Consider the following 11,855-nt stretch of genomic DNA (forward strand, 5'->3'; position numbering starts at 1 on the left):
TGTTATTCTCTAGTATCTTCAGGAATTAATTTTTCAATTTCTGCAACAATATCATTGGTGGCATTGGGCTTGGCCATTTTTTGGATATTTTCTGAAAGCTGTTTTTGTTTTGCCGAAGAAGCAAGCAACGCTGAAAATTCAGCTTCAAAACGGTCTTCCAGTTCATTTTCCTTCAATAAAATTGCGGCATTGTTTTCTGAAACCGCTTGGGCGTTCTTGGTTTGATGGTCTTCGGCGACATTGGGTGACGGGATAAATATCACCGGTTTGCCTACCAAGCACAATTCAGAAACCGAAAGTGCCCCAGCCCTTGAAATAATGAAATCTGCCGCTGCGTAAGCCAAATCCATTCTGTTTAAAAACGCATGAACCTGTATTAATCCTGAGGTTTTACTTTTATAAAGTTCTTCATAAAGCTTGCCGCACTGCCAAATTACCTGAACATGCTTTTCTTCAAAAAACGAACGAGACGTATCGATCAATTGGTTTATTCTTTTTGCGCCCAAACTTCCGCCCAAGACCAACAATGTCTTTTTACTGGAATCAAGGTTGAAAAATTGGTGCGCTTCGCTCCTTTTTCCTGTCTTGTCGGCTCGTCTGACGCTCTCATCCGGGCCGGCAGGTGGGCTGGAAATATTCAATAAATCCTGTCTAACTGGATTTCCGGTCAGCACTATTTTTTCAGCAGGGAAAAATTGCTCCATACCTTGATAGGCCACGCAAATGGTTTGCACTTTGCTGCTCAGCCATTTATTGGTGATTCCCGCATGGCTGTTCTGTTCTTGAATAACGCAAGGAATCCCTTCATGCGAGGCAGTTCGCAAAAGCGGAGCGCTGGCATATCCGCCTGTGCCAATGGCCACTGTGGGTTTGAATTTTTTAATTATTTTTCTCGATTTTACCAAGCTTGATATCAATTTAAAGGGAAACATCAGGTTCTTTAAACTTAATTTTCGTTGCAATCCTGAAATCCACAAGCCTTCAATTTCATAACCAGCTTGCGGTACTTTTTCCATCTCCATACGGTCTTTGGCGCCTACGAACAGAAATTTTGCTTCGGGATACCGCTGCCGAAGTTCATCTGCAATGGCAATGGCAGGATAGATATGCCCGCCGGTTCCGCCACCGCTGATAATGAATCGATATGTTGACTTGTTTTGTTTAATGATTTCTATTTATTGTCTTTTTTTCAATTTTTGAGCTACGCGTCCAGCAGGCTGAGTTTCGAATTTCGATTTTACTGGGCTCTGCGTTTTAACAGGTTGCTGTTCAAATTATCTTTTCCAATTAACTTTATCCGTTATTTCTTATCTATATTTTGTATTTCATATTTCGTACTTCGTATTTACAACTTCGTCATTCGTACCGCGTCATTCGCATTTCATATTTTATTTAAATTGTTTCGCTTAAAATATCAAGCGGATTTTCCTCACTTTCTTCTTTTTCTTTCTTTATTTGCCGGTTAGCACTCACGCTCAATACCATACCCACGGCCAAGCAGGTCATCCAGATGGAGCTTCCCCCGCTACTTATCAACGGTAGGGTTTGTCCTGTTACTGGAAACAGCTCTACGGCAACGGCCATATTGATCAAAGCTTGAAACACGATGGGCAAGCCTACCCCTATAACCAATAGTGTTCCGAAAACAGAACTGGATTTATGTGCCACAATGAGCAACCTGAACAGTAAAAACAGGTATAAAAACATTAAGAACATGGCGCCTACCAAACCAAATTCCTCTACAATAATCGCGTAAATAAAATCGGAGGAGGACTGTGGCAAAAAGTTTTTCTGAACGCTCTTTCCGGGGCCCAAGCCTGAAATGCCGCCAGAAGCAATGGCGATTTTGGCTTTTTCAATTTGGTAATCGGCTTCGGTGTCCTTCCCGTCGGCATAGTTTTCTACCCGGCTAATCCACGTATCAACCCGATTGGGAAACACGCCCGGGAATGCTTTTGCGGTTAAAACAAATAAAGTTAAACACAGTAAACCTGCGCCTAAAATGACACCTAAATATTTTATTGGATATCCTCCCACAAATACCAGTACTACGACCATCGCAAATATAATCGCCGTAGTCGAAAAATTGGCTGGAAGTATTAACGCCAATACAATAAATACCGGTAACCAAAGCGGAAGCAACGTTTCTTTAAAGGTTACGGTTTTGTCTTTTATTTTAGATAAATACCGCGCTACATAGGTTAACAACACAACAGCAGCCAAGGTAGAAGTCTGGAAGGTTACCCCAACAAATGGTACGCGTATCCAGCGGCTGGCATTGGCGCCGTCGATGGTCGTTCCTTGCCCCAGGGTCAACAATAACAGCACAATAACCAACGGTAATGCAATAATGGACAAGCCCCTAAAGTAATGGAAGGGTATTTTATGGATCCCGTATAAAATGGCGAATCCCAACAAGAGGTGTGCCAAATGTTTCAACAAGTAGGGCAAGGTGTTTCCATCGCCGTACAGGTATGCCAAATTACTACTGGCACTATACACAGGCAAAAAGGAAAATACGGCCAATAGCGCCACAATGGCCCATATTACCCGATCGCCTTTTATATGTTGAAATATTTGCCGCATTGATTTTTCCGTCTTCTTATTTATAATTGTCTTACTGCTTCTTTAAATTGCCTTCCCCTATCTTCATAATTTGTGAACAGGTCGAAACTGGCACAGGCTGGAGAAAGAAGTACATTATCCCCGCGTTCTGCCAAGCGATATGCGATTTTAACCGCTTCCTGCATGGATTGCGTTTCCACCAACATATCGACGATGTTCCCAAACTGTTTGGTCAGTTTTTCATTGTCGACGCCCAGACACACAATTGCTTTTACTTTTTCGTTAACCAATGGCAATAAATCGGTGTAATCGTTGCCTTTGTCCACGCCGCCCACGATCCAGACCGTTGGGCTTTCCATACTGTCCAATGCGTAAAATGTGGCATTTACATTGGTGGCCTTAGAATCGTTGATGTACATCACGTTGTTTATTTTCAATACTTTTTCAAGCCGGTGCTCCACACCCTGAAATCGTTCCATGGATTCACGAATTGTCGCCTTTCGTATTTTCAGCAGTTTAGCGACAGTAGAAGCCGCCATTGCATTTTTTGTATTGTGTTCTCCCTGTAACCCAATAGTTTTTATTGCCATAGTAAATTTATTGTTATCTATTGTTAGTATTATTTCGTTGTTTTTTATATAAGCGCCTTGCTTCAGTTCTTTCTTTGCTGAAAAAGGCAGTAATCGAGATTGCAGCGGGTGTTCCGAAAGCCATTCTGTGATCACTTCATCATCTGCATCGTAAATGAAGTAATCGTCAGCCGTTTGATTCATCGCTATCCTGAATTTTGCTGCGATATACTTGCTGAAATCATGGTCATACCTATTTAAATGATCGGGCGTTATATTTGTTAAAACAGCTATGTGCGGAGCGAAGGTTTCAATTCCGTCCAACTGAAAGCTGCTCAGCTCCAGCACATAGTTTGTAAATGTTTCTTCAGAAACCTGTTCGGCAAAACTCTTTCCTATGTTGCCGCCCAATGCAACGTTTAAGCCACCGTTTTTGAGCACTTCATAGGTGAGGGTCGCTGTTGTGGTTTTTCCGTTGCTCCCGGTGATCCCTACAATGGTAGCATCGGTAAATTTTGAAGCGAATTCAATTTCAGAAATCACTTTAATTCCTTCATTTTTCAGCTTTTTAACAATTGGTACCGTATCGGGAATCCCCGGGCTTTTCATTACCACGGTTGCCGAAAGGATCTTTTCTTCCGTATGGCCCCCTTCTTCCCACTCAATCTCATGATGTTCAAGAACTTGTTTGTACGTTTCTTTTAGTTGCCCGAAGTCTGAAACAAAGACTTCAAATCCTTTTTTCTTTCCTAATAGTGCGGTTCCTACTCCACTTTCACCGGCTCCTAAAATCACTAACCGAGCGATTTTCGATTTTCGATTTTCGATTTTCGATTTACACATTACGATATATACTACTTTTTACAGTTTTTATTGATGCGACTGTAATCGATAACAATTCATTTGCTTCACTGTGTAATCGCTTTATTTCTTGGTGTTCCTTATCACTTATTTCCAAGAGGACTTCTAACCAGAACATGCTTTCATCAGCTTCTTCTTCAACAATTTTTAACTTGTTCAAAAAATCCCTATCAGATTTCCCTCTACACGCTGCCCGATAATTTGCTCCAACTGAACTTGAACTTCTAATTAACTGGTTGCAATACGCATTGTATTCTCTCGATAAAGGAAACTTTGTACATAATTTTCCAGTATCTACAGCAAATCGAAACATTCTTTTTTTTAATTCATTTTTCATTAAATTCAATTAAATCAAATCCCTCATTCGTAAATCGTCATTCATAAATCGTACTTCGTGTCTATCTAATTTTAAGCGTCACAATAGTCAGAATCGCTAGGAAAATTCCTATAATCCAAAACCGGGTCACAATTTTACTTTCGTGAAACCCTTTTACTTGATAATGATGATGTAAAGGCGACATTCTGAAAATGCGTTTCCCTTCACCAAATTTTTTCTTCGTGTATTTAAACCATCCTACTTGTAGCACTACTGAAAGGTTTTCCATCAAAAATATTCCGCAGAGAATGGGGATTAACCACTCTTTCCTGATAGCAATGGCCATAACAGCGATGATCCCTCCAATGGTGAGACTCCCCGTGTCTCCCATAAATACTTGGGCCGGATAGGCGTTGTACCATAAAAATCCGATGAGTGCTCCTACAAAAGCTGTTATGAAAATAGTGAGTTCTCCCGTATTTGGTATGTACATAATATTCAAGTAATCTGAAAAAATAACATTACCGGAAACCCAAGCGAAAATGGCGAGGGTAATCCCGATAATAGCCGAAGACCCAGCTGCCAGACCATCGATTCCATCCGTGAGATTGGCACCGTTTGAAACAGCAGTGATGATAAAAATTACGATTGGAATAAAAATGACCCATACATATTTGGTGTATTCTTCGCCTGCCCAACTGATTAATTTTTCATAATTAAACTCGTTTTCCTTAACAAAAGGAATGGTGGTCAACAGGGTTTTTTCTTCAGGGCTAAATTCTTTTTTTGATTTATCTGCCGCTACAAGTTCTGTACTGTCCGTGGCAGGAATGGTTTTGCGCTTTACCGTGACGCCGGGATGCAAATACATGGTCACACCAACAAATATCCCCAAGCCTATCTGTCCAATTATTTTGAATTTCCCTGGCAATCCGGCTTTATCGTTTTTAAACTTTTTAAGATAATCGTCTATAAAACCAATGATTCCCATCCAGATCGTGGTTACGATCAACATGATCACATAGATGTTTTCCAGTTTAGCGAACAAGAGAACGGGGATCAAGGTGGCCAAAATAATGATGATGCCACCCATGGTTGGGGTTCCTGCTTTTTCATTTTGGCCCTCTAGCCCTAAATCACGTATTTGTTCCCCCATTTGCTGGCGCTGTAGGTATTTGATGATTTTTTTTCCGTAAACCGTTGCAATAAACAAGGATAAAATAACCGACAAAGCCGCTCGGAACGTAATAAACCCAAAAAGGCTCGCTCCCGGAAGCTGGTATTCTTTTTCTAAGTATTCAAACAAGTAATACAGCATGGTTATTTATCTAAAGCGGTTAAAAATTCGGTTACAATTTTAAAATCGTCAAAATCTATTCGTTCGCCATTTATTTCTTGATAGGTTTCATGCCCCTTTCCGGCAATTAGTATAATGTCGTTCTCATTGGCCATCTGGCAGGCACTTTTAATCGCTTGCTTTCTATTGGTTATGGAAACGGTTTTTTTGAAATGTTCGGCAGGGACGCCTGCTTCCACTTCTTCTATAATTTTATCAGGATTTTCCGTTCGGGGGTTGTCGCTCGTAAACACCACTTTCGTGCTCAAAGTGGCGGCAATTTTGCCCATAATTGGTCTTTTGGTCGCATCACGGTCGCCGCCGCAGCCAACTACGGTTATTAAGTCTTCGTTTCCGGTGCGGATGCTGTTAATGGTTTGCAATACGTTTTTTAGGGCGTCGGGCGAATGTGCATAATCAACAATAGCAGTAATCTTTTTTTCTGAAACCATATATTGAAAGCGGCCGTCCACACTGTTTAACGTGCTCATGAGCTGAAGCAGTTTCATCGTTTCCATTCCTAAAATGTCGGCAGCTCCAAAAATGGCCAGCATATTATAGGCGTTAAAGGTCCCAATTAATTTTACCCATATTTCATTGTTGTTAATTTTCAACAATAAGCCGGTAAAATTATTTTCCAATATTTGGGCTTTGTAGTCTGCATGGGTTTTAAGGGCGTAGGTATATTTTTTTGCACGGGTGTTCTGGAGCATAAAGCCTCCGTTTTTATCATCTCCATTGGTCAAGGCAAAAGCCGTTTTTGGCAATTGGTCGAAAAACTGCTTTTTCACATCCCGATATTCTTTGAAATTTTTATGATAATCCAAATGCTCGTGCGTGAGGTTGGTAAAAATCCCGCCTGCAAAATGCAAGCCTTCGGTACGTTTTTGATGGATGCCGTGCGAGCTCACTTCCATAAAGCAATATTCCACCCCAGCCTCGACCATTTCTTGCAAATACTGGTTTATAGTAAGCGAATCTGGTGTAGTGCGTTTTGCCTCGTAACGCGTATCGTCCACCATAACTTTTACAGTGGAAATCAACCCTGTTTTATGACCGGCAGCGGCAAACAGATCGTACAACAAAGTTGAAATAGTGGTTTTTCCGTTGGTGCCGGTAATACCCACCAGTTTTAATTTTTCTGAAGGATTTTCATAATAATTTGCCGCCAATAAAGCCAAGGCTTTGTGCGTATCGGCCACTTGAATATATGTTATTCCATTGATAATCGTTTTGGGAAGTGTTTCGCAGATAATGACCAACGCTCCTTGTTCCGAAGCTTTTAAAATATAATCGTGCCCATCTGCAACCGTTCCTTTTATGGCAACAAAAACATCGTTGAGGCCAACGTTTCGTGAATCGAATTCAATATTCCGCACGGCCACACCGGTGCTTCCTATTGTTTTTTCAATAGGTATCCTGTACAATATGTCTTTTAGTACAATCACGATAATTTCAAGGTTATTTGTTGTCCGTGTTTCAACGTCTCTCCAGATTTTATGGATTGATCCGCAACGGTGCCATTTCCAACTATTTGCACTTTTAAGCCTAAGTTTTCCAGCAAAGAGACTGCGTCCATCCCCGCCATTCCTTTCACATTGGGGACTTTGGTGTAATGTGCTTGTGCTTTTGGATAGTAGGTTTCATAATCTTTTTCCAAAAGGGGGTCTTCTTTATTTACATTTGCCACTTCGGCAATTAGCGGCGAATCGGTAAAAATCTTTTGTGCGATACGCTTGAATACCGGGCCGGTAACGTCGGCTCCGTAATAGCCTTTTTTAATGCTGGGCTTGTGTATGACCACAATGCAAGAATATTTCGGTTTTTCGGCCGGAAAATAGCCTGCAAAAGACGAGATGTACCTTCGGTTTTGTGCCCAATCGTCCTCCCAATATTCGGTACGTGCTGTTCCGGTTTTTCCTGCCATGGAAAAATACTTGGAATAAAGCGGCCTACCCGTGCCTCGTTTCACTATATTCTTGAGAATATCGCGAATTTCATGCAGTGTTTCTTCTGAACAAATTTGCTTATTGACCACCTGGGTTTCAAATTGATCCACTTTTTTGTTCCACGCTCGTATTTCTTTAATGAAACGGGGCTTTACCAGTACTCCATCGTTGGCAATGGCATTGTAAAAAGCTAAAGTCTGCAAAGGCGTTAACCGCAAATTGTATCCATAAGCTATAGACGGGAGGGCATTTTTGCTCCACAATTTGTGTCCCGGTTCGGGGATTACAGGTGTTCCTTCGCCTTTTATTTTAATCCCAATTTTCTTATCTAAATGCCATCGCTTTAAGTGATCGATAAACTGGTTGGGGTTTCCAGAATACGCTTCATCCAAGATGCTGGCCAAACCAATGTTTGAGGAAACTTCCAATGCTTTGGCCGCGGAAATTTCGCCATATCCGCCGTGTTTGGAGTCGTGAATGTAACGACCATAAAACTTTTTTCGGCCTTTTTTGGTGTCTACCACCGTCGATGTATCTATTTTATCGTCTTCCAAAGCGGCCATCAGCGCCATGACCTTAAAGGTAGAGCCCGGTTCGTGGCTTTCGCCAACGGCATAATTCAACTTTTCGTAATAATTTCCGTTAGAAGTCCGGCCCAAGTTGGCCACCGCCTTTATTTCACCGGTTTTTACTTCCATCACGATCACGGAGCCGTGTTCGGCCTCGTAATGTTCCATTTGTTTTAATAAGGCGTGGTGTGCAATATCCTGAATGTTGGCGTTGATAGTTGAAATCACGTCATAGCCATCTTGCGGCTCCACTTCGTTTTCATCAAAAACAGGTTTCCATTGACCCCGGGCTATTTTTTGTTTGAGACGCTTCCCCTCTTTTCCACGTAAATATTCATCAAAGGCACCTTCCAAACCTACTTCATACACGCCGGGCTGGTTGTTTACTTGGTCGCCTACCAAACGTTCGGCAACTTTTCCCAAGGGATGCTCGCGAACGGTGCGCTGCTCTACGATGATCCCTCCTTTGTAAGGCCCCATTTTAAAAAGCGGGAAATTTTTTAGTTTTATGTAGTCGGAATAACCCAAATTCTTGGCAATTAACAGGTACCTGTTTTTATTGGCTCGTGCCTTTCTGAAGACATTTTGATAATACGAAGCCGGGCGGTTGAACATCTTTCCCATTTCTTTGGAAAGCGGAACGATGTTGTTTTTGAAATTTTCAGAAGAAACCGTTACGGCATCAAACCGGATATCGTATTTTGGAACCGATGTGGCCAACAAGCTGCCATCTTCGGCATATACATTGCCCCGGTTGGCGGGGATCGTAAAATTTCGGGTCGTGCTATTGTGGGCCAATTCACGGTACTTCTCCCCTTCCACAAACTGGATATTGACCAATTTGACGGTTACGGCAATCGCAAAGATGAACATACATCCTGCGATAACATAAAGGCGGTTTAATATGTTCTTTTCCGCTGTGGCCACCGTTATTCGTTGTTTATAATCTTTATTTTTTGTGGCGGTGTTACCGAAGGTTTTAACCCCCGCTTGGCCATCGCCGTTTCAATTTTACTTTCCATCCGGGTCTGCATCAACCGTTTTCGGATGTCGAGGTATTCGCTTTTAAGCTCCTTAACCTCATTGCTCAATTTTGCAATTTGATACACCTTTTTATCGGCACTGTGCGAACTGGCAATCATCACCAACGCCAATAGGGACAGAAAAAAGATGAAGCGCCAATTTTTAAGCGCATCATCGTTTACCAGAAACTTTCCTTTTATGATGTTGTACAAATTCTTCTTCATTATAATTTTTCTGCTACCCGTAGTTTTGCGCTCCGGGCACGGTTGTTTTGTTTTATTTCTGCTTCGGAAGGGGTTATAAATTTCCCAACCGGCTTAAACGGAAGGTCCACCCTACCAAACACATCTTTCTCGGGCTGGCCTTCAAATTGACCGTCCCTCATATAGCGTTTTACCAAACGGTCTTCCAGCGAATGGTAGCTTATCAAGCTCAACCTGCCGCCGGGTTTTATCACTTCCTGTGTTTGCAACAAAAACGCCTTAAGGGCTTCCAGTTCTTGGTTCACTTCAATGCGGATGGCTTGATATACTTGGGCCAAGATTTTATTTTCCCGATGTTTCGGAAGAAATCGTCCCAATGCATTTTTTAATTCTTCACTGGTTTTTATCTCTCCGTGCTGCCTTGCTTCTACCAGTACGCGCGCCATTCCGGCCGCAGCCCTTAATTCTCCGTATTGCGAGAGCACGTCCCGCAACTTTTTTTCGCTGTAATTATTGACCACGTTATATGCCGAAAACTCGCTATTTTGATTCATTCGCATATCAAGATCAGCTTCAAACCGGGTGGAAAAACCACGTTCGGCAACATCAAATTGATGCGACGAAACCCCAAAATCACCTAATACACCACTAATTTGTGTATGCCCATAAAACCGTAGGAAGCGCTTGAGAAACCTGAAATTTTCATTAATCAATAAAAACCTAGGGTCGTCGATAGCATTCTCAAGCGCATCCTTATCTTGGTCAAAGGCTATCAATTTTCCATGGTCGCCAAGACGCCTTAGTATTTCCTGCGAATGCCCGCCACCGCCAAAGGTTACATCTACATACACCCCATTGGGGTCTATGTTGAGCCCATCGACCGTTTCGGTCAACAACACTGGATTATGATATTCCATGGTCATCGTCATTGGCATCGCCCATTACCTCTTCGGCCAGATCGGCAAAATCACTGGCAGCATCGGTAATGGCTTGTTCGTATTTATTTTTGTCCCAAATTTCCACAATGTTTATTGCCGAAGAAAGCACCAGTTCTTTGCTCAACCCAGCAAAGGACATCAGGTCTTTTGGTATCAACAACCTGCCCGTTGCATCCAATTCCACCGTTTTAACACCGGCAGTAAAACGACGGATAAAATCGTTGTTTTTGCGGTTAAAGCGGTTCAGCTTACCCATCTTGGCCATCAACGCATTCCATTCTTCCATGGGGTACAGCTCTAAACAGGGCTGAAAGACCGCCCGTTTTACCACAAAGCCATTAGGGCTTACCGGCGCCAACTGTTTTTTTAGCGCAGACGGCATCATGACCCGTCCTTTCGCGTCTGCTTTGCATTCGTATGTACCTATTAAATTGAGCACTAAGGGGTTGCTTTTGGCTATTATCAATTTCAAATATAAAGAAGTTTTACCACTTTTTACCACTTTTTACCACTTTGTTGATAAGTTTTACCACCTGCAGGATGTTAGGCCACACAAGCGGTTTGCATGTTAATAACCTTCTACGGCAACGGCTCGCTAACCAATTGCCCGTTGTTTAAAAAAGCGTGTCGGGGTTTTTTGGGTTTCGTATTAATATTGTTACAGGTATAATTTAAACCAAATAACACACTGCCTTTTAACAAAACACCATGGTTGTATAATTTTGATTACTTTTGTTTCTTATAATTTCAGCATTGAATGGCAAACCAATTACACCAAGAAGGGAAATTCAACTATATTGAAAAAGGCGAAGGCACGCCAGTTGTTGTTTTACATGGCCTTATGGGCGGATTGAGCAACTTTGACGGAGTTACCGATTTTTTCCCCGAAAAAGGCTACAAAATCTTAATTCCGGAGCTGCCAATCTACACGATGTCCTTATTAAAGACAAATGTCAAGAATTTTGCAAAATACGTTTCCGAGTTTATAGACCACAAGGGGTTCGACAAAGTAATCCTTTTGGGAAATTCGCTCGGCGGCCACATTGGCCTGCTTTGCACCAAGCTTTATCCTGAAAAAATAAAAGCCCTTGTGATAACCGGAAGCTCTGGCCTTTACGAAAGCGCTATGGGCGAAAGTTACCCTAAACGAGGTGATTACGATTACATCCAGAAAAAAGCGGAAAACGTGTTTTACGATCCCGCTGTGGCCACCAAAGAAATTGTGGACGAGGTGTATGCATCGGTCAACGACCGAAACAAATTGATACGCACCCTGGCTATTGCCAAAAGCGCCATTAGACACAATATGGCGAAAGACCTGCCCAAGATGACCACGCCAACTTGTATTATTTGGGGAAAAAACGACAATGTAACCCCTCCAGAAGTTGCCACCGAATTTCATGAACTCTTGCCAGACTCCGATTTATACTGGATCGATAAATGTGGGCACGCCGCCATGATGGAACATCCAGAGGAGTTTAACAAACTATTGTACGCTTGGCTGCAAAAGAGGAACTTTTAAGCAC

At 42.1% G+C, this 11,855-nt stretch carries 11 protein-coding genes; 1 reads left to right on the forward strand and 10 read right to left on the reverse strand.

Translation table 11 applies throughout. The annotated features are described in order from the left end of the window. Positions 1-2: 2 nt before the first annotated feature. From murG to mraZ, 10 genes are all read right to left on the reverse strand, one after another. On the reverse strand, positions 3-1,166 hold the full coding sequence (gene murG, locus DDV96_RS00695; protein WP_116692821.1) for an undecaprenyldiphospho-muramoylpentapeptide beta-N-acetylglucosaminyltransferase: 1,164 nt from the start codon (positions 1,164-1,166) through the stop codon (positions 3-5). 226 nt (positions 1,167-1,392) lie between these two features. Next, positions 1,393-2,586, reverse strand: a complete 1,194-nt coding sequence (locus DDV96_RS00700) for an FtsW/RodA/SpoVE family cell cycle protein (protein WP_116692822.1) — start codon at positions 2,584-2,586, stop codon at positions 1,393-1,395. A 20-nt stretch (positions 2,587-2,606) separates the two neighbouring features. Continuing rightward, the gene (murD, locus tag DDV96_RS00705; protein WP_116692823.1) at positions 2,607-3,977 is read right to left on the reverse strand and encodes a UDP-N-acetylmuramoyl-L-alanine--D-glutamate ligase; all 1,371 of its coding nucleotides are present in this window, start codon (positions 3,975-3,977) and stop codon (positions 2,607-2,609) included. Beyond that, positions 3,970-4,332, reverse strand: coding sequence for a four helix bundle protein (locus DDV96_RS00710; RefSeq protein ID WP_116692824.1), 363 nt, complete (start codon positions 4,330-4,332; stop codon positions 3,970-3,972). The genes murD and DDV96_RS00710 overlap by 8 nt, the downstream gene beginning before the upstream one ends. Before the next feature lie 61 nt (positions 4,333-4,393). Further along, entirely contained in the window at positions 4,394-5,629 is a 1,236-nt protein-coding gene (mraY, locus tag DDV96_RS00715) for a phospho-N-acetylmuramoyl-pentapeptide-transferase (RefSeq protein ID WP_116692825.1), read from the reverse strand. Between the two features lie 2 nt (positions 5,630-5,631). Continuing rightward, positions 5,632-7,095, reverse strand: coding sequence for a UDP-N-acetylmuramoyl-L-alanyl-D-glutamate--2,6-diaminopimelate ligase (locus DDV96_RS00720; RefSeq protein ID WP_116692826.1), 1,464 nt, complete (start codon positions 7,093-7,095; stop codon positions 5,632-5,634). After that, positions 7,092-9,092: a penicillin-binding protein gene (locus DDV96_RS00725; RefSeq protein ID WP_116692827.1), complete on the reverse strand. Its 2,001-nt coding sequence runs from the start codon at positions 9,090-9,092 to the stop codon at positions 7,092-7,094. Before DDV96_RS00725 ends, DDV96_RS00720 begins: the two co-directional genes overlap by 4 nt. Positions 9,093-9,094: 2 nt before the next feature. Then, on the reverse strand, positions 9,095-9,412 hold the full coding sequence (locus DDV96_RS00730) for an FtsL-like putative cell division protein (RefSeq protein ID WP_116692828.1): 318 nt from the start codon (positions 9,410-9,412) through the stop codon (positions 9,095-9,097). Continuing rightward, positions 9,412-10,308, reverse strand: a complete 897-nt coding sequence (gene rsmH, locus DDV96_RS00735) for a 16S rRNA (cytosine(1402)-N(4))-methyltransferase RsmH (RefSeq protein WP_116693176.1) — start codon at positions 10,306-10,308, stop codon at positions 9,412-9,414. Before rsmH ends, DDV96_RS00730 begins: the two co-directional genes overlap by 1 nt. Next, a complete protein-coding gene (mraZ, locus tag DDV96_RS00740; protein ID WP_116693177.1) occupies positions 10,295-10,768 on the reverse strand; it encodes a division/cell wall cluster transcriptional repressor MraZ in 474 nt (157 codons plus the stop codon). Before mraZ ends, rsmH begins: the two co-directional genes overlap by 14 nt. 318 nt (positions 10,769-11,086) lie before the next feature. Here mraZ and DDV96_RS00745 point away from each other — a divergent pair, with 318 nt between their 5' ends. Further along, entirely contained in the window at positions 11,087-11,851 is a 765-nt protein-coding gene (locus DDV96_RS00745; RefSeq protein ID WP_116692829.1) for an alpha/beta fold hydrolase, read from the forward strand. Positions 11,852-11,855 lie beyond the last annotated feature (4 nt).

The organism is Marixanthomonas spongiae, from assembly GCF_003095375.1.
GTDB classification, from domain to species: domain Bacteria; phylum Bacteroidota; class Bacteroidia; order Flavobacteriales; family Flavobacteriaceae; genus Marixanthomonas; species Marixanthomonas spongiae.